Annotated in this window: 21 protein-coding genes; 10 read left to right on the plus strand and 11 right to left on the minus strand. The window is 63.2% G+C overall.

The window, feature by feature from the left end:
• Positions 1 to 4 precede the first annotated feature (4 nt).
• Positions 5 to 847, plus strand: coding sequence for a phosphatase PAP2 family protein (locus tag C4K38_RS03965; protein WP_053277366.1), 843 nt, complete (start codon positions 5 to 7; stop codon positions 845 to 847).
• A 162-nt stretch (positions 848 to 1,009) separates the two neighbouring features.
• Positions 1,010 to 1,345 (plus strand): hypothetical protein, encoded by a 336-nt coding sequence (locus tag C4K38_RS03970; protein ID WP_028681622.1) that lies wholly within the window; start codon positions 1,010 to 1,012, stop codon positions 1,343 to 1,345.
• An 89-nt stretch (positions 1,346 to 1,434) separates the two neighbouring features.
• Here C4K38_RS03970 and C4K38_RS03975 read toward each other — a convergent pair whose 3' ends face one another.
• Complete coding sequence (locus C4K38_RS03975; protein ID WP_053277367.1) at positions 1,435 to 2,889, minus strand: ArnT family glycosyltransferase; 1,455 nt, start codon at positions 2,887 to 2,889, stop codon at positions 1,435 to 1,437.
• A gap of 168 nt (positions 2,890 to 3,057) precedes the next feature.
• Between C4K38_RS03975 and C4K38_RS03980 the strand changes: the two genes are divergently transcribed.
• On the plus strand, positions 3,058 to 4,083 hold the full coding sequence (locus tag C4K38_RS03980; RefSeq protein WP_231998573.1) for a metallophosphoesterase: 1,026 nt from the start codon (positions 3,058 to 3,060) through the stop codon (positions 4,081 to 4,083).
• Positions 4,084 to 4,095: 12 nt separating this feature from the next.
• On the opposite strand, the gene C4K38_RS03985 is transcribed toward C4K38_RS03980, so the two are convergent.
• The 5 genes from C4K38_RS03985 to C4K38_RS04005 form a co-directional block, all read right to left on the minus strand.
• Positions 4,096 to 4,863, minus strand: a complete 768-nt coding sequence (locus tag C4K38_RS03985) for an ABC transporter ATP-binding protein (RefSeq protein WP_053277368.1) — start codon at positions 4,861 to 4,863, stop codon at positions 4,096 to 4,098.
• Positions 4,864 to 4,883: 20 nt separating this feature from the next.
• Positions 4,884 to 5,597, minus strand: coding sequence for an ABC transporter permease (locus C4K38_RS03990; protein WP_053277369.1), 714 nt, complete (start codon positions 5,595 to 5,597; stop codon positions 4,884 to 4,886).
• A complete protein-coding gene (locus C4K38_RS03995; RefSeq protein WP_053277370.1) occupies positions 5,594 to 6,283 on the minus strand; it encodes an ABC transporter permease in 690 nt (229 codons plus the stop codon). Before C4K38_RS03995 ends, C4K38_RS03990 begins: the two co-directional genes overlap by 4 nt.
• Positions 6,284 to 6,373: 90 nt before the next feature.
• A complete protein-coding gene (locus C4K38_RS04000) occupies positions 6,374 to 7,162 on the minus strand; it encodes an ABC transporter substrate-binding protein (RefSeq protein WP_053277371.1) in 789 nt (262 codons plus the stop codon).
• A 61-nt stretch (positions 7,163 to 7,223) separates the two neighbouring features.
• Positions 7,224 to 8,405: a M20 aminoacylase family protein gene (locus C4K38_RS04005; protein WP_053277372.1), complete on the minus strand. Its 1,182-nt coding sequence runs from the start codon at positions 8,403 to 8,405 to the stop codon at positions 7,224 to 7,226.
• A gap of 116 nt (positions 8,406 to 8,521) precedes the next feature.
• Between C4K38_RS04005 and C4K38_RS04010 the strand changes: the two genes are divergently transcribed.
• From C4K38_RS04010 to C4K38_RS04020, 3 genes are all read left to right on the plus strand, one after another.
• Positions 8,522 to 9,511, plus strand: coding sequence for a LysR substrate-binding domain-containing protein (locus tag C4K38_RS04010; protein WP_164486995.1), 990 nt, complete (start codon positions 8,522 to 8,524; stop codon positions 9,509 to 9,511).
• 129 nt (positions 9,512 to 9,640) lie between these two features.
• A complete protein-coding gene (locus C4K38_RS04015; RefSeq protein ID WP_053277373.1) occupies positions 9,641 to 9,985 on the plus strand; it encodes a hypothetical protein in 345 nt (114 codons plus the stop codon).
• 332 nt (positions 9,986 to 10,317) lie between these two features.
• Positions 10,318 to 10,635, plus strand: coding sequence for a hypothetical protein (locus C4K38_RS04020; protein WP_009046893.1), 318 nt, complete (start codon positions 10,318 to 10,320; stop codon positions 10,633 to 10,635).
• 81 nt (positions 10,636 to 10,716) lie between these two features.
• Here C4K38_RS04020 and C4K38_RS04025 read toward each other — a convergent pair whose 3' ends face one another.
• Entirely contained in the window at positions 10,717 to 11,322 is a 606-nt protein-coding gene (locus C4K38_RS04025; RefSeq protein WP_053277374.1) for a TetR/AcrR family transcriptional regulator, read from the minus strand.
• Positions 11,323 to 11,452: 130 nt separating this feature from the next.
• Here C4K38_RS04025 and C4K38_RS04030 point away from each other — a divergent pair, with 130 nt between their 5' ends.
• The 3 genes from C4K38_RS04030 (at position 11,453) to C4K38_RS04040 (ending at position 15,215) form a co-directional block, all read left to right on the plus strand.
• Positions 11,453 to 12,529, plus strand: a complete 1,077-nt coding sequence (locus C4K38_RS04030; RefSeq protein WP_053277375.1) for a sugar phosphate isomerase/epimerase family protein — start codon at positions 11,453 to 11,455, stop codon at positions 12,527 to 12,529.
• Positions 12,530 to 12,531: 2 nt separating this feature from the next.
• Complete coding sequence (locus C4K38_RS04035) at positions 12,532 to 13,413, plus strand: alpha/beta fold hydrolase (protein ID WP_053277376.1); 882 nt, start codon at positions 12,532 to 12,534, stop codon at positions 13,411 to 13,413.
• A gap of 164 nt (positions 13,414 to 13,577) precedes the next feature.
• The gene (locus C4K38_RS04040; RefSeq protein WP_053277377.1) at positions 13,578 to 15,215 is read left to right on the plus strand and encodes a glycosyltransferase family 39 protein; all 1,638 of its coding nucleotides are present in this window, start codon (positions 13,578 to 13,580) and stop codon (positions 15,213 to 15,215) included.
• A gap of 36 nt (positions 15,216 to 15,251) precedes the next feature.
• On the opposite strand, the gene C4K38_RS04045 is transcribed toward C4K38_RS04040, so the two are convergent.
• On the minus strand, positions 15,252 to 16,352 hold the full coding sequence (locus tag C4K38_RS04045) for a polyamine ABC transporter substrate-binding protein (protein ID WP_053277378.1): 1,101 nt from the start codon (positions 16,350 to 16,352) through the stop codon (positions 15,252 to 15,254).
• A gap of 245 nt (positions 16,353 to 16,597) precedes the next feature.
• On the minus strand, positions 16,598 to 17,503 hold the full coding sequence (locus tag C4K38_RS04050) for a LysR family transcriptional regulator (protein WP_053277379.1): 906 nt from the start codon (positions 17,501 to 17,503) through the stop codon (positions 16,598 to 16,600).
• A gap of 110 nt (positions 17,504 to 17,613) precedes the next feature.
• Here C4K38_RS04050 and C4K38_RS04055 point away from each other — a divergent pair, with 110 nt between their 5' ends.
• Positions 17,614 to 18,840 carry an SGNH/GDSL hydrolase family protein gene (locus C4K38_RS04055; protein WP_053277380.1) on the plus strand — a complete coding sequence of 409 codons (1,227 nt, stop codon included), beginning with the start codon at positions 17,614 to 17,616 and terminating at the stop codon, positions 18,838 to 18,840.
• A 67-nt stretch (positions 18,841 to 18,907) separates the two neighbouring features.
• On the opposite strand, the gene C4K38_RS04060 is transcribed toward C4K38_RS04055, so the two are convergent.
• Together C4K38_RS04060 and C4K38_RS04065 are read right to left on the minus strand one after the other, a co-directional pair.
• Positions 18,908 to 19,183, minus strand: a complete 276-nt coding sequence (locus C4K38_RS04060; RefSeq protein WP_053277381.1) for a hypothetical protein — start codon at positions 19,181 to 19,183, stop codon at positions 18,908 to 18,910.
• A 14-nt stretch (positions 19,184 to 19,197) separates the two neighbouring features.
• The gene (locus C4K38_RS04065) at positions 19,198 to 19,572 is read right to left on the minus strand and encodes a DUF6124 family protein (RefSeq protein WP_053277382.1); all 375 of its coding nucleotides are present in this window, start codon (positions 19,570 to 19,572) and stop codon (positions 19,198 to 19,200) included.
• Positions 19,573 to 20,250: the final 678 nt, after the last annotated feature.

The following is a 20,250-nucleotide window of genomic DNA, read 5'->3' on the forward strand; positions in this document are numbered from 1 at the left end:
GACTATGCAGGCGCTTTCCCGTTCCCGCTTTTACCTGTGGAACCTTGGCCTCCCGCTGCTGTGCGCGGCGCTGGTGTTCCTGATGTTCGACATGACCAAGATCGACATCGCCTTCAGCGACCTGTTCTACGACCCGGTGAGCCAGACCTTCCCGCTGGATCACTCCCATCTGTTCGAGAAGATCACCCACAAATGGGCGCGGATCATTCCCAACTGGACCGCTGAACTGGCGCTCATCGGGCTGCTGCTGTCATTCGTCTGGCCGCTGTTCAAGGGCGCACGGTTCGGCCGCGGCAAGGCTTTGCTGGAGAAGATCCGGGTAGCGCCGGTGCTGCGTTTTACCGCGCGCCATCGCCGGGACTTTTTGTTCGTGGTGGTGGCCTTCGCCCTGTGCACCGGGGCGATTCACTACCTCAAGGGCCACACCAGCGTGTACTGCCCGGTGGAAACCACCCAGTACGCGGGCAAGATCGAGCACAAGGAGTGGTACCAGAACTTCGAGCTGTTGAAGACCGCCGGTGACGGCCGCTGCTGGCCGGGTGGCCATGCCTCCGGCGGTTTCACCATGCTGGCGCTGTATTTCGTGGCCCGGCGTTATCGCTGGCGCCATTCCAAGGCGCTGCTGCACGGCTCGCTGCTGCTGGGCTTCGTCTATGGCACCACCCGGGTGCTGCAGGGCTGGCACTACATGTCCCATACCTTCTGGGCGGGCATCGTGGTATGGCTGACCTGCCTGCTGGTCGCGCTGCTGTTCTATGGCCGCGCGCGCCTGGAACAGCCGGTGCTGGCACGCACCGAACCGGGGCCCAACCCGTCCGCAGCGCTAACCGCAGCGGCGGACCGCTAACGTTGCGTCAGTAGCTGACCCAATCGTCGTTGCCAGGTGCCTGGCGGGAGAGGGCCAAAGGGCAATTTTTGGCGCTTGTCGGTGTTTTTTTGCTGATCAGAACTGTTAGGGTGCGCGCCCCGGAGAAAAGAGTTCCCGGGTTCCTGGTTTATGGAGTCATGCATGAAACACTTGAGCAAAATCGCCGCCTCCGCGCTGGTTGTCCTGGCCCTGGCTGGCTGCACCGGCACCGCGATGAAAACTCAGCAACTTGATAGTAGCCAGTACACTGTGGTCGGTCACAGCGAAGCAACGGCTACCGGCATCATGCTGTTCGGGGTCATTCCAATCCGGCAGAACAACCGCTTCGTCCGCGCCCAGACCGCGGCCATCCAGGCCAAGGGCGGTGACGCAATGATCAACACCCAGATCCAGGAAAACTGGTTCTGGGCCTGGGTACTGAGCGGTTACACCACCAAGGTCTCCGGCGATGTGGTCAAGCTGAAAACCGTTCAGTGAGCCATGGCGCCGCCAGCGCGAAAGCCTGGTGACGAGATAAAAAAAGGCACCCATGAGGGTGCCTTTTTTATGGGTGCTCACTGTGCCGGTCATTGGCTGACAAAGTAGTAGGCCTGGCGACTGACCGTGACCTTCTTCAGTACCTTGAGCGGTGGCGTGGGGTCTTCCTGCAGGGCCATGACCGCCACGTTGTTCGGCGAGGCGCTGAGGTATTCCTGCAACTGGGCTTCGGTCTGCACGTCCTTGAGCAGGCTCTGGGTGTAGAACACGCTGGCGCCGCCCGCGCGCTCGTTGGCCTGATACAGCGCCACCTGCTGGCCGGCGGCCTGCAGCGTCTGAATCTCGGTGATCAGCGGCACGAAGGACAGCTGGCGATCGGCGCGCGGCGCGACCCATTGCGCGGCCGCCAGGTAGCTGCCCACCACCAGTGTCAGCACGCCAATGGCCAGGCCCCGCCGCTGACGCCCCACAACACCCAAGAAACCCTCACCGGCGGCGCGCAGGCGCAGGCGCTCGTACAGCACCGCCGCGTATTCGGCCGCCAGCACCGCCGCGGCCGGGGTCAGCGACATCAGGTACACGGTGCGTTTGCTCGACGCCAGGCACAGCAGGGTGAACTGGGCCACCAGCCACAGGCTGAAAAACAGCAGGTAGCGGTTTTTCACCAGGCTTTTGCGAAAGTGCCACAGGCCCAGGTAGACCAGGATGTTCCACGGCAGGAAGGCTTGCGGCAGTTTGGCCAGGTAGTAATAGAAGGGTTCGTAATGCCCGGCCTCTTCAAAGGAACCATCGAACCGCCCGACGCTGTTGGTCCACAGCACTTCGCCCAGGGCCTGCAGGCCGCCACGCTGGTACAACAGGTAGAGCCAGATCAGCAGCGGTACCAGGCCGAGGAGGGTGAGCAGGCCGGGCTTGAGCCAGTGGCCGAGGGCGAAGCGCTTTTCGATCAGGCTGTCGGCCAGCAGGTAGGCGAAGATCACCACGCCCGGCATCGCCAGGCCCAGCACGCCCTTGCTCAGGGTGGCGATGGCGATGCCGAGGGCGAACAGCAGCCAGCTCAGGGTGGCCGGCTGCTGTTCGGCCTGGCGCTGTTGCGTCTGGAAAAACGCCAGCAGCGCCAGGGTCACGCCAAGGCTGAGCAGGGCGTCTTCACCGACCCCGCGCACGTTACTCCAGTAACTGGCCATGGTCGCCAGCATGGCGCCGGCCACCCAGGCCACCACTTTCGGGCGGCCAAAGCGACGCAGCATGGCGTACAGCAGCAGCACGCTGAACAGCCCGGCAAAGGCCGATGCCAGGCGCACCGCCCACGGCGTGCCACCGAATACCCGGATGGCGCTGGCGTCGAGCCACAGGCTCAGTGGCGGTTTTTCCAGGAAGGGCTGGCCGAACAGGCGCGGCGTCACCCAGTCATTGTCCAGGTGCATCTGCATGGCGATCCCGGCCACCCGGGCTTCGGTGGAGCCTTGCAACTGGTGGTTGCCCAGGGCGAAGAAGAACAGCAGAGCGGCAAGCAGAAGCAACAGCGGGGCGGGGCGTGACATGGGCTGAGAGCTACCGGTGGGGAAAAAGAGGCCGAGCAAGAGGCGGGCATGAAAAAAGTATACGGGGTGGTTTCTTAACAAATCGTGAACAACGGGTGTGATCTAGTGGTGCTGTCATCCGACGCCGCTTTTCCGGTGTCCTGCCCGCCGTTCGCCGAGTCGCTTGCCTTGAACAATGTCCCCGTCGTTAAAAGAAACCTGCGCCGGATCGGTGTGGCCATGGCCTTGCTGTCGTTGCTGGTGCTGCTCGCCGCGTATTGGCTGCTGACACCGCCCGCGCCCTACGTGCCATTGACCGGCCTGGCCCCATCCAGCGTGTCGTTGATAGCGCTGGGCGACCAGGGCAGTGGCAGGCTGCAACAGTGGATGGTCGCGCAGTCCATGGAGCAGGTGGCCGAACGGGACGGGCGCCTGGACCTGGTGGTGCTGCTGGGGGACAACTTCTATGGCAAGTCCCTGACCGGCACCGCGGACCGTAACTGGGAGATGAAATTCGAGCGGGTCTACTGGGGGCGCTGGCTCAGCCACGTGCCGTTCTACGCGGTGCTGGGCAACCACGATTACCCGGTGTCCCAGGAGGTCGAGCTCGACTACTGCCGGCAGCATGTCGGTTCGGGGCGCTGGCAGATGCCGGCGCACGACTATGTGAAGGACTTCGGTGAGGTCGATGGCCGCCCGCTGCTGCGGATGGTGTTTCTCGACACCGCGGCGCCCCGTGACGCCCTGGCGCAAAAGGCCGCGTTTATCGAGCAGGCTTTCCAGCAGGCGGGGTCCGAACCGGTCTGGCGTGTGGTCGCGGCCCACCACCCGCTGCGCAACGAGGGGCTGCATGGCGACGATGACGCCTTGCTGGCGTCGCTGTTGCCGGCCTTGCAGCGCAGCCAGGTCGATCTGTTTCTGGCCGGGCATGACCACAACCAGCAACTGATCCTGCGCCCCGGCGAGCCGGCCTGGGTGATTTCCGGTGCAGGCGGGCAGAAGCTCTATGCGCTGGGGGCGCCGCGGGACGACACGCGCTTTTCGGCGTCGCGCGCCGGTTTCGCCAAGCTCGATTTCAGTGCCAGCCAACTGCGCCTGAGCTACTACGACGAGGGCAGCCAACTGGAGCAGCGTTACCAGTGGGCGCGCAATTGCCAGTGGCTGGCCAATGGCTGCCTGCTGCCCGAGACGCAGGCCGCCGCGGATCGGCGCTGAGCGACCGGGCGGTTACTTGAGGCTGCCGGAAAGGAACTGCTTCAAGCGCTCGCTGCTGGGGGCTTCCAGTACCCGAGCGGGCGGGCCTTGCTCTTCCACCCGGCCCTGATGCAGGAACATGACGTGGTTGGAGACCTCGCGGGCAAAGGCCATTTCGTGGGTGACCACCACCATGGTCCGGCCTTCCTCGGCCAGTTGCTGCATGACCCGCAGCACCTCCGATACCAGCTCCGGGTCGAGGGCCGAGGTCGGCTCGTCGAACAGCATCACCTGCGGTTCCATGGCCAGCGCCCGGGCGATGGCCACGCGCTGTTGCTGGCCGCCGGACAGGTAGGACGGGTACTGGGCCTCGACCTTGGTCGGCAGGCCGACTTTGTCCAGGTACTTGCGGGCCCGTTCGATAGCCTTGTCCCGGGTGATGCCCAGCACATTGATCGGGCATTCGATGATGTTTTCCAGCACCGTCATGTGGCTCCACAGGTTGAAGTGCTGGAACACCATCGCCAGTTTGCTGCGCATCGCCTGTAGCTGCTTCGGGTCGGCCGCGCACAGCTCGCCCAAGCGGTTCCTGCGGGTGCGCAGCTCCTCGGCGTTGACCAGGATGCGTCCGCCGGACGGTTGTTCGAGGTAGTTGATGCAACGCAGAAAGGTGCTCTTGCCGGAGCCGGAGGAGCCGATGATGCTGATCACATCGCCGGCCCTGGCCTTGAGCGACACGCCCTTGAGCACCTCGTGGCTCCCGTAGTTCTTGTGCAGGTCTTCGACGATCAATGGGTACATGCGAGCCTCTCCGTTGGAGATCAATGGGTCTGTGGCTTGAGGTAGGCCAGCCAGCGCAGTTCGGCGCGGCGGAACAGCCAGATCAGGACAAAAGCGCTGCAGGCGTAGAGCACGCCGGCAATGCCGAAGGCGCTGAAGGCGGCGTAGGTGGCCGAGTTGACGTCGCGGGCGACCTTCAGCAGGTCCGGCACCGTGGCGGTAAAGGCCACCGAGGTGGAGTGCAGCATCAGGATCACTTCATTGCTGAAGGACGGCAGCGCCCGGCGCAGCGCCGACGGCAGGAGGATGCGTCGGTAGAAGGTGAATCGGCTCATGCCATAGGCCTTGGCCGCTTCCACCTCGCCATGGGCGATGGAGCGGATGGCGCCGGCGAAGATCTCCGTCATGTAGGCGCAGGTGTTGAGCCCGAACGCCAGCACCGTGCAGTTGAAACCGTCGCGAAAAAACGCGTCGAGAAAGTCCTGGGCGCGCACCACGCTCAGGCTGTAGACGCCGGCGTAGAAGAACAGCAGCTGGATATACAACGGCGTGCCACGAAACACGTAGGTGTAGAGCCACACCGGAGTGCGCAGCAGCGGGTTGCGGCTGACCCGCGCCAGGGACAAGGGCAGCGCCAGGGTGAAGCCGATCAGCACCGACAGCACCAGCAGCCACAGGGTCATGGCCAGCCCGGACAGCTGTGCGGCATCGCTCCACAGGTAGGCCTGCCAGTAGTCTTCGAGAATGCCGGTCATAGCGAAGCCCTCTTGACGCCCACCGAGTAACGCTGGCTCAGCCAGATCAGCACCAGGTTGGAAAGGCTGGTGATGGCCAGGTAGATCAGGCCGCCGACCAGGGTGAAATAAAAGAACTGCATCGAGCCTTTGCCGGCGTCCTGGGTGGCCTTGACCACATCGCTCAGGCCGATGATCGACACCAGCGCCGTGGACTTGATCAGCACCAGCCAGTTGTTGCCGATGCCCGGCAGGGCATGGCGCAGCATCTGTGGAAACAGCACTTTGCGAAAGCTCTGGGCGCGGCTCATGCCATAGGCCCTGGCCGCTTCCTGCTGGCCCGGGGGCACCGCCTGGAAGGCGCCGCGAAAGGTTTCGGTGAAGTAGGCGCCGTAGATGAAGGCCAGGGTCAGCACCCCGGCCAGGAACGGGTCGATGTCAATCTGCGCCATCTCCAGCCAGTCGGTGAACTGGTTGAGCAGCATCTGCAGGCTGAAGAACAACAGCAGCATGATCACCAGGTCCGGCATGCTGCGGATCAGCGTGGTGTAGCCGCCGGCAACCGCCTGCAAGGCACGATTGCCGGAGGCCTTGGCGCTGGCGCCGAGCAGCCCCAGCAGCACCGCCATCAGCAGTGACGACAGGGCCAGTTTGAGGGTGGTCAGGGTGCCCTGCAGAATCTGCGGGCCAAAACCTTCCAGAAGCATTTCACGCCCCTTGTTGTTATTAGAGTGAGCTGAAAAAGGCGGCGACGCGGCCGTGGCGGCGGGCGTCGCGCTTGGGGTGCGGTATCGGGGTCAGGGCCCGCCGTAGATATCGAAGTCGAAGTATTTGCGGTTGATCCTGGCGTAGGTGCCATTGGCCAGGATGGTCGCCAGCGCCTTGTTCAGGTCTTCGCGCAATTCCACATCGTCCTTGCGCAGGCCGATGCCGTCGCCGACGCCGAAAAACTCCGTGTCGGCGAGGGTGTCGCCGGCGAACTCGAAATCCTTGCCGATGGGTTTGGACAGGAAGCCGTAGCTGGCCTGGATCGACGACTGCAACGAGGCGTCGAGACGCCCGACGAGCAGGTCGGCATACACCTGGTCCTGGCTCTGATAGGACAGGATCTGCACCCCTTGGGCGCCCCACTTGGCCTTGGCATAGGCCTCCTGGGCCGAGCCCTGCTCGACGCCGACCCGCTTGCCCTTGAGCGAGTCGAGGGTCGGCACCAGGCCCGAGCCGCGCTTGGCGATCAGCCGCGCGGGGGCGTTGGAGATCTTGTCGGTGAAAGCGATGCGGGTCATGCGCTTGGGGGTGACGGTCATCGACGAGGCGATGGCGTCGAACTTGCGCGCCAGCAGGGCGGGAATCATTCCGTCCCAGCTGCTTTCGACCCACACGCAACGGGCTTTCAGCTCGGCGCAGAGGGCTTCGGCGATGTCGATGCCAAACCCGCTCAGCTTGCCGTCGGGGTCTTTGTATTCCAGGGGCGGGTAGGTCGGATCCACACCCAGCTTCAGCACCTTGCCCGACCAGTCGGCCGCGCCGGCGCTGGCCGACACCGACAACAGCACCCATGAAACCGCAGCGATCATTTTTTTCATTGTTTTTTCCTCGGTTAATCGCCGGCTACGTCAGTGATGACACTGCTACAGCCTTTTGTCGCTACCTGCCCACTGGGCCGAGAAAACGCTCGGCCAGCTTGACCCAGTAGGTCGCGCCGATGGGCAGGCAGTGGTCGTTGAAGTCGTAGCCCGGGTTGTGCAGCAGGCAACTGCCTTCGCCCTGGCCATTGCCGATCACCAGGTAGCTGCCGGGGCAGCGTTCGAGCATGAAGGCGAAGTCCTCGCTGGCGGTGAACGGCTTGAGGTCGTGGATCAACTGCTCTTCGCCCAGCCACTCGCGGGCCACCTCCCGGGCCAGGGCGGTTTCCTCGGGGTGGTTGATCAGCACCGGATGGCAGTGCTGATAGTCGATCTGCGCCTGGGCGCCAAAACTCGCGGCCTGGCCGTGCACCAGCTCGGTGATGCGCCGTTCGAGCAACTGGCGGACCTCCGGCGTCAGGGCGCGCACGCTGATGCTCATGTCGGCCGAGGCCGGGATCACATTCGAGACGGTGCCGGAATGGATCGCGCCGACGCTGACGATGGCTGTGTCCTGGGGGTTGATATTGCGCGCGACGATGCTTTGCAGGGCGACCACGATCGAGGCGCACACCAGCACTGGGTCGATCGCCTTGTGCGGCACCGCGCCGTGGCCGCCGTGGCCGATGATCTTGACGGTCACGGTGTCGGCCGAGGCCATGAACGGCCCGCTGTAGAAGCCCAGGTGCCCGGTGGGATGGCCCGGCACGTTGTGCATCGCGAACACCGCGTCGCAGGGAAAACGCTCGAACAGGCCGTCATCGAGCATCGCCCGGGCGCCGCCCAGGCCCTCTTCAGCGGGCTGGAAAATCAGTTGCAGGGTGCCCTTGAAGTTGCGCGAGCGCGCCAGGTAGTGCGCCGCCGCCAGCAGGGTGGCGGTATGGCCGTCGTGACCGCAGGCATGCATCACCCCGTCGATCCGGCTGGCGTGGGGCACGCCGCTGGTTTCCTGGATCGGCAGGGCGTCCATATCGGCGCGCAGGCCCAACGCGCGGCCTTCGCCGTTTTTCAGGGTGGCGACCACGCCGGTGCGGCCGACCCCGGTGCTGACCTCATAACCCCACTCACGCAATTGCCCGGCCACCAGTGCGCTGGTGACGAACTCTTCGAACCCCAGTTCGGGGTGGGCGTGGATCTGGCGGCGCAGGGCGATCATTGCGTTCTGCTGTTCGGCTATCTCGGGTAGCACGTAACGGGCGTTCATGGTGGGGTTCCTCGGCTAAGGTCGCTCGCCAGCTCGGACCCGTCGGGCGAATCGTCGAGGCGCTGTTGGGCTGATCTTAGGCATCGGGCGGCCTGTCGGGGAGGCTCAGTTTGGTTATGATGACAACCCGAAGTTGTCACCTGGGCACGCCGATGAAATTGCATCAACTCCAAGCCTTGATCGCCAGCGCCGAGACCGGAAGCATTCGTGGCGCCGCGCGTTCGCTGAACCTGTCCCAGGCGGCCGTGACCAAGGCGCTGCGCGAGCTGGAAACCGCCCAGCAGTTGCCGCTGTTCGTCCGCACCCCCAGCGGCCTGAACTTCACCGAGTACGGCAAGGTGCTGCTGACCCACGCCCGGCTGGTGCTCAAGCAACTGGAGCATGCCCAGGCCGAGCTGGATCAGTTGCGCGGGAAAAACAGCGGCCGGCTGTGTGTCGGGGTCACGCCGTGGATCGCCCTGACCCTGCTGCCGGAAGTGGTGCTGGAGTTTCGCCAGCGCATGCCAGAGGTGCGCCTGGAGCTGTTCGAAAGCCTGATGGCGGTGGCCCAGCCGCTGCTGCGCGACGGCAGCATGGACTTCGCCATCGGCCAGTTGCACCCGTCCCAGGCGCCCCAGGACTTTTCCTGCGAGACCCTGCTGGACTACCAGACCTCGGTGCTGGTGCGCCAGGGCCATGCCCGGCAGGATGCCCGCTCGATCCACGAACTGCTCGATCAGCAATGGACCCTGAACTACGCCCCGGACGGCCACGACGCGCTGATGCAGGACCTGTTCTGGCGCCACGGCGCGCAGATCGACGAGCGCCGCATCGTCCGCGCCCATTCCCTGGCGATCCTGCAAATGCTGGTCGAGCACGCCGACATGTGTACCTGGGGCCCGACCATCATGAGCACCGCGCCGCCATTCCTCGGGCGGTTGGTGTCGTTGCAACTGGAGGAGCAGTTCGAACCCCGGCACCTGAGCATCGTCACACGCTGCAACGTCGCCCTCAGCAACCCGGCGCTGTGTTTCACCGACTGCCTGCTGCAGGTGATCCGCCGGCACGCGCGCTCGGCGCGTAAAGAGGACCGGGCGCTGTTCGAGACCGTGCGCCTGCGGGTCTGAGGCGGGCCGCGGATCGCAAGCAGATTGCGGCAATCGTCACTACGCTGGAAGGTGCGCCCGGCGGGCCTTCAGGCCCCTGAAAACGCTCCGGGCGCCTTTCTTCCCCGCGGCTGAACAGGTGCCCTGAACATGCGCAAACTGTGGCGAAAGTATCTGGATCTGCTGGACGGCGACCTGAATACGCGGGTCTTCGACAACTTCAAGAACCTGCTGGTCTGCGCCTTGCTGTTCGCCGCCGGGACCAATGCGCTGCACAGCGAGCAACATGTGTTCATGGGCCTGTTCGGCTCTCGCCTGACCGGCTGGGGGCTGATCGCGGTGTCGGCGCTGCTGATGCTGCTGAATGTCAGCGACGGCCTGCGCCGGCTGGCCAAGCTGCCTTATCACCGGGTGCTGCAGGTCGCGCTGTTCCTGCTGTACCTGATCCTGGCGGTGCGGCTGGTGGAGATCGTCTGGAACTTCCGGGCCGAGTAGCGCAGCCTTTCAGGCTGGCGGCAGCGGCCCCTGTGGTGGCGAACCCACAAATGCCCTACAAAAAAGCCGTGTCGACCGCCCCGGAAATACCCTATACAGATAGCGGCCCGCAACCGCCCATGGCGCCAGCGGGCGCCCGTACCACCCACCACGCAGGAGATGGACATGTTCAGGTTCCTCACGGTCACTGAATTAGAGCAAACCCCTCGGCATCGTCATGGCGGCTCCGTCAGCGGAGCCATTGCTGCCTGGGAGCTGAAAAATCTGGCTCTCAATACCAAGGGGTTTGTCATATGTCCAAAGAATTACTCGGAGTTTCTGCTGTAGGGCTGATGGTGCTGGGCGAGTTTTGCGCGATCTACAGCGAAGTGGTCGCCGCCCGCCTGGCGCATACGGGCAATACGTCATGGCCGGACCTGGCGTTGCCCGTGCTGATCATGTGTTTCGCCGGTATCTGTCTGATTGGCGCCTATTGGCTGGGCTACCTGGCGGTCGGCGATATCTGGATGATCACGGTGGTGTCGGTGACCTCGCTGTTGCTGCTCGAACCGCTGGTGATCTGGTCGGTGTTCCGTGAGTTGCCGGGACGCGGCACCTTGATCGGCTGTTGTCTGGGCGCGCTGGGCATGCTCTCGGCGGTCTTTCTGTAACTCGCGTTATGACTCGAATGCGGCCTGGCGGTGATCCCGCCGGGCCGTTTTTTTGTCTGCTGTTTGGCGGTTGGGCGAGTGCTATGTGGCCGCTTCGGTTTGCGCATCGAAGGCCGCCATGGCCATGGGAATCATCGCCAGCAGTCGCGACCTGCCGACTCCGTCCCGGGCCTGCACCGACAGCCCATGCAGCACCGTGGCATAGCAGTCCCCGAGGGACATCACGTCGGTGCGCTTGGGCAGCTCGCCAGAGCGCACGGCCTGCTCCAGGCGCTCGATGATGGAGCGGGTCCTGTCGCGGCGGTGTTCGGCCAGCCATTCTCTGATGCCGTCGTTGTCCGCCGAGCAGTTGGTGGCGGAGGACACCACCATGCAGCCCTGTGGGCGGTCGGGCTGGGTATAGAGCTCGACGGCTTCCCTGAGCATGCGCTCGATGGCATCGCGGGCACTGATGTCGTCGCCTAGGGCGGCATCGGCAAAGGCGCCGTCGCCCGACTCGTAGGCTTCGATGGCCTCGCGAAACAGCGCTTCCTTGGAACCGAAGGCCGCATAGATGCGCGCCGAGGCAATGCCCAGCGCGTCCACCAGGTCGGACATGGAGGTGGCCTCGAAGCCGCGCTGCCAGAACACATCACGTGCCTTGTACAGGGCCTGCTTTCGGTCGAATTCGCGGGGTCTGCCAGCCATGTCCAGTTCTCGATGCAAAGGGAGTGGTGCCAATTATTGGTCGATCGACAAAAAAATCAAGCCGTCGTATTGACGGCGTGTCGAGGCTCACCCTATTGTTTGTCGATCGACAAATAATAGGAGGTTGACGATGAAAACCCTCAAGGGACCGAGCCTGCACCTGGCTCAATTCAGTGACGCGGCAGCGCCATTCAATACCCTGCCCGCGATTGCCGCCTGGGCGGCGGGGCTGGGGTTCAAGGCGCTGCAAGTACCGGCCTGGGATGAGCGCCTGTTTGACGTTCGCCTGGCGGCCAGCAGCCAGGATTATTGCGATGAGGTCAGCGGCACCCTGGCCGAACATGGCCTGGTGATCAGCGAACTGACCACCCACCTGTTCGGCCAGTTGGTGGCCGTGCATCCCGCCTACGACACCCTGTGCGACGGCTTCGCCCCGGCGGCCCTGCGGGGCGACAGTGGCGCCAAGACCCAGTGGGCCCTCGAACAGCTGAAGCTGTCCGCCAAGGCGTCTCGCCGGCTGGGCCTCAGCGATATGGGGACCTTTTCCGGCTCGTTCGCCTGGCCCTATTTCTTTCCCTTTCCACAGCGTCCGGAAGGCCTGGTCGACTCGGCGTTCAATGAGCTGGCCAAGCGCTGGCTGCCGATTCTCGACGCCTGTGACGAGCAGGGGGTGAACCTGTGCTATGAGATCCACCCGGGCGAGGACCTGCATGACGGCGTGACCTTCGAGATGTTCCTGGAGCGGGTCGGCAACCATCCGCGCTGCAAGATGCTCTTCGACCCCAGCCATTTTGTCCTGCAGCAGCTCGACTACCTGGACTACCTGGATATCTACCACGAGTTCATTCGCATGTTTCATGTGAAGGATGCCGAGTTCAATCCCAGCGGCCGCCAGGGCATTTACGGTGGTTATCAGCCCTGGGCCGACCGGGCCGGGCGGTTCCGTTCGCTGGGCGACGGGCAGGTGGATTTCAAGGGGATCTTTTCCAAGCTGGCGCTCTATGACTATGCCGGCTGGGCGACCCTGGAGTGGGAGTGCTGCCTGAAGGACCAGGAACAGGGCGCGCGCGAGGGCGTGGCCTTTATCAACCAGCACATCATCCAGGTGACGGACAAAGTCTTCGACGACTTCGCCGGCGCGCCGGTGGACCAGAGCCAGATCAACCGGCTGCTGGGCATTACTCAACCCTCTCTGCAAGGACGCTGACCATGGATCTTTTCGAGCAGCAGGCGTTTGCCGGGCGTGACTACCGCCATGGCTACGTACAGGTGGACGGCGGGCGCATTCACTATGTCAGTGAGGGCCAGGGCCGGCCTGTGCTGTTGATCCCCGGATGGCCGCAAACCTGGTTCACCTGGCGCCATGTCATGCAGGCGCTGGCCGGGCAGGGTTATCGGGCGATCGCGGTCGACCTGCCTGGCATGGGCTTGTCCGATCGCCCCGAGCAGGGCTACGACACCGGCACCACGGCGTCTCGCCTGCATGCCCTGATGCTGGAGCTGGGGTACGGCCAGTACTCGGTGGTGGGGCATGACGTCGGCATGTGGGTGGCCTACGCCTTGGCCTGCGACTATCCGCAGGCGGTGGCGAAACTGGCCCTGACGGAAGCGGTGATTCCCGGCCTGGCCGAGGCGCCGGTGATCTTCGCGCCGCCAGGGCAGAACATCTTTCTCTGGCACTTCATGTTCAACCAGCTGCAGGACCTGCCGGAAATGCTGATCGCCGGGCGCGAGGCGCAATACCTGGCCTACATGTTCGAAAAGTGGTCGGTGCATCAGGAGCGGGTCGCGGTCGAGACCTATGTCAAAGCCTACTCGGTGCCCGGTGGGCTGCGGGGCGGGTTCGCCTATTACCGGGCCATCCCCGAGAGCATCCGGCAGAACCGCGAGCGCGCCCGCCGTCCGTTGGAAATGCCGGTCCTGGCCATTGGCGCCGAACATGCCACCCACGATGCGCCGCTGCTGACGATGAAGGGCAACGCGCTGAATCTTCAGGGGGCGATAGTGCCGGGGTGTGGTCACTTCATCACCGAGGAGGCGCCCGAGGCCTTTATTGCTCATCTGCTGCCGTTTCTTCGGCAGGAGGACTGAGTACGCCAGGCTGAGTGGGGCGTCAGCCTGTCTTTGCGAGTAGGGCTGATGGAAGGGCCGGGATTTTTTTGCGGCCTGTTCAGGGATGGTTCAGGGCCTGCGGCTGCAACATGGCAGCCGGCATGCCCAAGCCTTCGGGCAATGCACCCTCTGACGGATCAACCATGGACCACCACCGCATTCGCATCGAGATGTTGGGCGTCTTTCTGCTCGCTTTGTTCCTGTTCACGTTCGGCATCTGGGACCAGCCAGCGCAAGGCTTCGACGGGCGCTGGTGGTTGTTCCTGCAGGAGATGTTCCGCCACGGCGCGAGCCTGTTTCCCACCACCTACGGCGAGCCTTACCCGGACTATCCGGGCACCGCCACCTTGTTCAGCTATGGCTTTGCCCAGCTGTTCGGTGCGCCCAACCAACTGGCCAATATCCTGCCCACGGCGCTGGCTTCGGCCGGGGTGTTGGCGCTGCTGTACCGGCTGCTGGCGCCCTTGGATCGAAGCTGGGCGCTGCTGGCGGTGCTGCTGACGGCGCTGACCACTCAGTTGCTGGAGAAGTCGCGCTCGGTGTGCCTGGACCAGATGGTTTCGTTGCTCTGCCTGGGCTGTTTTTACCTGCTGCACAGCGGCGAGCAGATGGGCTCTAAATGGCGGCAGTACGCGATTTTCCCGTTGTTCGTTATTGCCTTCGCCATCCGTGGCCCCCTGGGGCTGATCGAGGTCTGCGGCGTGGCCTGCACCTATTGGGCGCTCGGCCGTTACCGTTCCCGGGACGACGCCTGGCGGCTGGCGAGAAAGGTGATCGTCCACGGGGTGATCGGCCTGCTCCTGCTGGCCGCCTGCTGGTGGCTGCTGATGCAGCTGGCGCAGTTCAGCGGTGGCGAAGCCTTCGCCCGGCAGGTCTACCAGATGCAGGTGAGCGGGCGCCTCGATGAAAGCGGCGAGCCGTTCTACTTCTACTTTCAGCTCAGCCTCTACCGTTACTTCCCCGTGGTGCCGCTGGCGCTGGCGACCCTGTTCGTCCTGCGCCGGCAATGGTCCGCGCGGCATGCGGACGATCAGCTGCAACTGCTGGTGCGCCTGGGGGCCTGTGGATTGATGATCCTGCTGGGCCTGTCGGTGCCGCACTTCAAGCGCGCTTATTACATCCTGCCCATGGTGCCGATGTTCGCGGCGGTGGCGGCTTACGGCCTGCTCAAGCCGCAGTGTTGGCTGGTTGGGGCGCGGCGGTTTTATCTCGGTCTGGTCGCGCTGTTGCCGGGGCTGTGTGTCGTGGTACTGCTGGTCTGTCGGCACAGCTGGCAGAAGCACGGTTATTGGCCGGCGCTTTCATTGCCGCTGATGATCGCGGTCTTTCTCGGTTTGCAGATGTTGGCGCTGTACTGCTGGCGAACCACTCGCGACTTGCCGGGACGGCGCCTGGTGCTGCTCAGCCTGTTGGCCCTGGCGGCGCAATGGTGGCTGCTGGTGAAGGTGATCGAACCGGCCAAGGACCTGCAATTCGACACTCGGGGTTTTGTCAGGCAGGTCGAGCAACTGCGTGGGGAGGACCGCGGAACCCTGGTGTTTCTCAACCTGGGCAAAGACACCTGGGCGGTGCGCTACATGATGAACCTGGACCACGACGAGCAGCCGCGGTTTATCAGCAAGGACGATCTGTCGCCGCTGGCGTCGTTGCCGCGTCCGGCCTGGGTGATCCTGGCGCGCAAGGATCAGGCGTTATTGGCGGGGACTGCATTGGAGCAGGCGACCCCGGTGTTCGAGGGGCGCTTGAATAACAATCCCTGCCTGGTGTTCCAGCTCCAGTGAGGCCAGCCCTGAGGTGGGGCTGGCCGAGGGGTTGGATCATTTATCCGACTTGATGCTGGTCCAGACCCGGGTCCGCACCCGCTCCAGCTTTTGCGGCAGCGGCTGCACCACATAGAGCTTCTTCAGCGCCTCGCTGGTGGGCGTCAGGTCGGTGTTGCCGGTGATGGCCTTGTCGATCAGCGCGATCGAGTCCTTGTTGGCGTTGGGATAGCCGAGGAAGTCACTGATGGGCGCGATGACTTTCGGGTCCAGCAGGGTGTTGAGGAACTCGTGGGCCTCGGCGACATTCTTCGCGCTCTTGGGAATGGCGAAGGTGTCGAACCAGATCGGCGCGCCTTCCTTGGGCAGGCGCCAGTCCACCACCACGCCGTTGCCGGCCTCTTTGGCGCGATTGCCGAACTGGTAGAAACTGCCGGAGTAACCGATGGCCACGCAGATGTCGCCGTTGGCGATATCGGTCATGTACTTGGCCGAGTTGAAGTAGGTGACGTAGGGGCGGATTTTCAGCATCAGCTCCTTGGCTTTTTCGTAGTCCTGCGGGTTCTGGCTGTTGGGGTCCAGCCCCAGGTAATGCAGGGCCAGCGGCAGGATTTCCGACGGCGAGTCGAGCATGGCCACGCCGCAGGATTTGAGCTTCTCCATGTTCTCGGGCCTGAACACCAGGTCCCAGCTGTCCACCGGCGCGTTGTCGCCCAGCGCTGCCTTGACCTTGGCCGGGTTGAAGCCGATCAGCACCGTGCCGTACATGTAGGGCACGCCGTACTGGTTGCCCGGGTCGTTGCTGTCCAGCAGCTTGAGCAGCGCCGGGTCCTGGTGCTGCCAGTTGGGCAGCTTGGACTTGTCGAGCTTCTGGAATACCCCGGCCTTGATCTGGGTATCGAGGAACTGGTTCGACGGCACCACCAGGTCATAGCCGGAGTTGCCGGTCAGCAGCTTGGCTTCCAGGGACTCGTTGGTGTCGAAGGTGTCCCAGGTGACCTTGATCCCGCTGTTCTTGGCGAAGTCCTTGGGCACCGACGGCAGGATGTAGTCGGCCCAGTTGTACACCCGCAGCTCGCGCTGCTCGGCCTGCGCCGCGGCGGCCAGCAGCGACAGCCCACAAACGGTGGCACTCAGTATGCGTTTCATAGTGGCCATGAATTTTTTCCCCAGCGTGGCGATGGTTTTTATGTTCTGTACGCGGCAGGCGGTCCTTTAAAAGGGCAAAGGACAAAGAGGGTCAAGGTTCACAAGGGCGGTTCTGGTGACAGCCTGGGTCACTGAGCCAGCGGTCCGGGTTCGATTCTTGCCGACGGCCCCTGGGATTCACAGCACGGGGTTGGCCAAAAGGGGATCGTAATGGCCATTGATCGTGTCCGGGGCGGGTATCGATGTTTATCGGGTCAGGCAATGAAGCCGGGTAGCTGCGGTACCCGTTCGGCCAGATATTCCATGAGCAAGCGCACGCGTAGGGGCCGGTAGCGGCGCTCGGGGTAGATCAGGAAGGCCTCGTTGGGTGGCCCGCTCCAGTCGGGCAGGACCCGCACCAGCTGCCCGCTTTCCAGCAGGTCGCTGACCAGCCAGGCCGGGGTGATACAGAGCCCGGCACCTTGCAGTACGCCGTCGCGAATGGCCAATGAGCTGTTGCTCCGGTAGCGCCCTTGGGCGGTGACGCTGACCTTTTCGCCGCTCGGGCCGCTCAGCTCCAGGCGGTCGCCCGCCGCCAGCCAGGCGAAGCGCAGGAAGTTGTGTGCGCTCAGGTCGGCCGGGCTGTTCAAGGGCGCATGCTGGCGCAGGTACTCCGGCGCCGCCACCAGGTAGCGTGGCGACGTTGCGATGCGCCGGGCGATGGCGTTTGGCGGCAAGTCACCACCGAGACGCAGAGCCAGGTCGACGTTCTCCTCGGTGAGGTCGACGAAGCGATCGTTGAGGATCAGCTCCACCTCGATGTCCGGGTATTGCGCCATGAACGCCAGCAGCAATGCATTCAGGTGTAACACCCCCAGGCTCACCGGCACATTGACCCGCAGCACGCCCTCGGGGCGCTCGGTCAGGCCGCGTACTTCGGCCACTGCTTCGCTATATTCCTCCAGCACGGCTTTCGCCCGCTCGTAGAAACGCTTGCCTTGTTCGGTGGGCGTTAGCCCGCTGGTGCCGCGGGTGAGCAGGCGGGTACCCAACTGCTTTTCCAGGGCCGCCACCAGCTTGCTGACGGTGGGTTGCGTGCTGCCCAGCTCCCGGGCGGCGGAGGAAAGGCTGCCCAGCTCGACGGCGCGGACGAAGCAGTGCATCGCTTTGAGGCTGTCCATGGGGTATTCGATATCGGAATGGGCTGTATGAAGTTATGCCTTCTATCACGGTTATTTCGAATGGGGCAATCTGGCTCGCCTCAGCCTTACTGCGTCAAGGAGCTACCCGGATGAAAGCCCTGCACTCAAGATTTTCCCTACCACTGATAGTCACGGCCCTGCTTGCCGCAGGTCCTGCCCTGGCCCAGGACAACTGGCTCACCACCTGGATGGCCAGCCCGCAACCGACCTGGGGCAACGAGTTGCCGCTGCCCACGCGGATTCCCGAGGCCCTGGCCGACAGCACTATTCACCAGAAGCTGCGCGTCAGCGTTGGTGGCAGCCAGGTACGGGTGGTGGTTTCCAACGAGTATGGCCAGCAGCCACTGCTGATCGGGGCCGCGCGGGTCGCTGCCCCGGAGGGCGCCGGGCAGGTGCTGAAGTTCGGCGGCCAAGAGCAGGTCAGCCTCGCGCCGGGCGAAACCCGGACCAGTGACCCTGTGGCGCTGGCGGTATCGGACCTGGATGAACTGGTGGTCTCGCTGTACCTGCCGCAGCGCACGCCCTTGACCACCTTCCATTGGGACGGCAAGCAAACCGCGTTTATCAGCCCGGGCAACCAGGTCAACGCGCAGCGGCTGGAAGGCAAGGAACAGGTGGAGGCGCGGCTGTTCCTCAGCGACATCCTGGTAGACGCCCCGCTCGACAGCCGTGCGTTGGTGGTACTCGGCGACTCCATTACCGACGGCAACGGCTCGACCCTGGACAGCAACCGACGCTGGCCCGACTTCCTCGCCCAGCGCCTGGCCAGAGAGAACGTCGCGGTGCTCAACGGCGGCATATCCGGCGCCCGCCTGCTCGAAGACGGCATGGGCGCCAGTGCACTGGCGCGTTTCGAGCGCGACGTGCTGGGCAAACCCGGAGTGAAAACCGTAGTGCTGATGCTGGGCATCAACGACATCAGCTGGCCCGGCACCGCCTTCGCGCCGAACGCACCCTTGCCGTCGCTGGAAAAGCTGATCGCCGGCTATCGACAACTGATCGACCAGACGCATCGCCACAACCTCCGCATCATCGGCACCACCCTGCTGCCCTTCGAAGGCGCCCTGCAGGGCAGCATCATCGAGCACTACCACAGCGCCCCAAAGGAACAACTGCGCCAGGCGCTCAACCAGTGGATACGCACCAGCCAGGCATTTGATGCGGTGATCGACTTTGATCAGATGACCCGCGATCCGCGGCATCCAACTCGGTTGTTACCGCAGATCGATTCGGGAGATCACCTGCATCCGGGGGATGCGGGTAATAAGGCGATGGCGGAGGGGGTGGAGTTGAAGGTGCTTTTTGGAGGGCGATAGGTGTGTGGGGGGAGAAAATGGGGGCTGTCTTGATGAAAGCGGGCGGCTCGGAAGCCGCCCTATTTACTTACGTCGAGAGAACCTCGGCTTGTAAACGTCGCCCGATGATATCCAGCAGGTCACAACCATCGCGCAGGGGGATCACTAACAACTGCGCCAGTTCGTTCACGGTGACTGCATTGCTTTGCAGAGTGTTGTCTGTCGCCAGTTGCTCTAGCAGTTGGGTGGCGCAACGGATGCGATAGGCCGCGTTTTCATGCAGCACGTCCAGAGGAGCTTCCGTATCGATAAGCAAGGCTGGGATCGTGCAGTCCAGGCCAGTGATGGGCATGTAGCGGACCATGGCGTCTTCTCCATTCAGGCTGCATGAGCAGGTGTTGAATGAGACGGGGCAACCTGTTCGAGAGCCCTGTTTATCAACAACTCGCTCAGCATGACGAACTGTTGGATTGCCAGAGCTTTGCTGCGCTGCTGGCCTCCGAGTCCGGCGATCAGGTCGTCGCTCAGCGCATTGAGCGAGGCAAGGTTCTCGCGGGTATGCACCAACAGCGTTTCCGTATCGATGTTGGGTGTCAGGACAAAGAGTGAATGCGAGTCTCCGTCCTGCGCTGCTGACTTGACGTCGAGCATTGGCTGGCTGATGGCGTCCAGTTTTGAAGGTTCTGAAAACACGAGGCTCGCGAAAAAATCGGAGGCGCTGGGGCAGGGCGGATTGGGCGTGATCTTCTTCATGGTCAAGTTCCTACACTGTCGAAAGAAGCGGCCACTCCCTGCTGTCAAACAGGATTGGGTGGCAGCTGTACGCGGGTTGACAGACCGGAAGTGTAGGAACCCGGCGCATCCAAGGATGCCCCACGCACAGCCGCCATAGAGAACTGCGCGAGCGAAAGCATGCCGTCTTTTGGGGCGGTGCGGAAGGTTACACTTTTTTGGCCTGTCAAAGCCGGTCGCTGGTATTCGCGACTATTTAAGGTTATCTCAGCGTTTTTAATTGCGTCAGTTCATTGAGGGCTTAAAGGCTGTAAGGAATGTCTGCTTTGTGTGTACGAAAGATTCTGGGCAATCGTTTTTTCAAAGTCGAAAAGAAACCCAATCCTCGGAAGGAAAGATCTGCTCTGGGAATATCGGGGTGGAATTGGTTAGAAATATTAGAGCCAAAACTAAACTGATGACTCCACCAGCGCCGAAAGAATGAAAAAGCTATTGATCACCACAGTGCTGGCGTTACTGGCCTTGTTCTTTATATCGGCTACTACGAAGCTCTGGAAGATGTGGCCTTGAGGAGATTCTATTTTACAAGAAACGCCCGGTCTTTCAGGCGAAGTTTTACAATATCCACGCCAATGATGGAGAGATAAGGAAAGTCGAACACCTCATAGAGGAGGAGCGAAAATAAATCATGGACTACTA

It is taken from the genome of Pseudomonas chlororaphis subsp. piscium, from assembly GCF_003850345.1.
GTDB lineage: Bacteria > Pseudomonadota > Gammaproteobacteria > Pseudomonadales > Pseudomonadaceae > Aquipseudomonas > Aquipseudomonas piscium.

Coding starts and splice junctions, on each gene's coding strand:
- C4K38_RS04005 (WP_053277372.1), bottom strand. CDS start 8,405: ATGAACGCCCGTTACGTGCTACCCGAGATAGCCGAACAGCAGAACGCA.
- C4K38_RS04040 (WP_053277377.1), top strand. CDS start 13,578: ATGGACCACCACCGCATTCGCATCGAGATGTTGGGCGTCTTTCTGCTC.
- C4K38_RS04065 (WP_053277382.1), bottom strand. CDS start 19,572: ATGAAGAAGATCACGCCCAATCCGCCCTGCCCCAGCGCCTCCGATTTT.
- C4K38_RS04015 (WP_053277373.1), top strand. CDS start 9,641: ATGCGCAAACTGTGGCGAAAGTATCTGGATCTGCTGGACGGCGACCTG.
- C4K38_RS03975 (WP_053277367.1), bottom strand. CDS start 2,889: ATGTCACGCCCCGCCCCGCTGTTGCTTCTGCTTGCCGCTCTGCTGTTC.
- C4K38_RS03985 (WP_053277368.1), bottom strand. CDS start 4,863: ATGTACCCATTGATCGTCGAAGACCTGCACAAGAACTACGGGAGCCAC.
- C4K38_RS03995 (WP_053277370.1), bottom strand. CDS start 6,283: ATGCTTCTGGAAGGTTTTGGCCCGCAGATTCTGCAGGGCACCCTGACC.
- C4K38_RS04055 (WP_053277380.1), top strand. CDS start 17,614: ATGAAAGCCCTGCACTCAAGATTTTCCCTACCACTGATAGTCACGGCC.
- C4K38_RS04060 (WP_053277381.1), bottom strand. CDS start 19,183: ATGGTCCGCTACATGCCCATCACTGGCCTGGACTGCACGATCCCAGCC.
- C4K38_RS03990 (WP_053277369.1), bottom strand. CDS start 5,597: ATGACCGGCATTCTCGAAGACTACTGGCAGGCCTACCTGTGGAGCGAT.
- C4K38_RS03965 (WP_053277366.1), top strand. CDS start 5: ATGCAGGCGCTTTCCCGTTCCCGCTTTTACCTGTGGAACCTTGGCCTC.
- C4K38_RS04050 (WP_053277379.1), bottom strand. CDS start 17,503: ATGGACAGCCTCAAAGCGATGCACTGCTTCGTCCGCGCCGTCGAGCTG.
- C4K38_RS04045 (WP_053277378.1), bottom strand. CDS start 16,352: ATGGCCACTATGAAACGCATACTGAGTGCCACCGTTTGTGGGCTGTCG.
- C4K38_RS04010 (WP_164486995.1), top strand. CDS start 8,522: ATGATGACAACCCGAAGTTGTCACCTGGGCACGCCGATGAAATTGCAT.
- C4K38_RS04020 (WP_009046893.1), top strand. CDS start 10,318: ATGGTGCTGGGCGAGTTTTGCGCGATCTACAGCGAAGTGGTCGCCGCC.
- C4K38_RS04035 (WP_053277376.1), top strand. CDS start 12,532: ATGGATCTTTTCGAGCAGCAGGCGTTTGCCGGGCGTGACTACCGCCAT.
- C4K38_RS03970 (WP_028681622.1), top strand. CDS start 1,010: ATGAAACACTTGAGCAAAATCGCCGCCTCCGCGCTGGTTGTCCTGGCC.
- C4K38_RS04030 (WP_053277375.1), top strand. CDS start 11,453: ATGAAAACCCTCAAGGGACCGAGCCTGCACCTGGCTCAATTCAGTGAC.
- C4K38_RS04000 (WP_053277371.1), bottom strand. CDS start 7,162: ATGAAAAAAATGATCGCTGCGGTTTCATGGGTGCTGTTGTCGGTGTCG.
- C4K38_RS04025 (WP_053277374.1), bottom strand. CDS start 11,322: ATGGCTGGCAGACCCCGCGAATTCGACCGAAAGCAGGCCCTGTACAAG.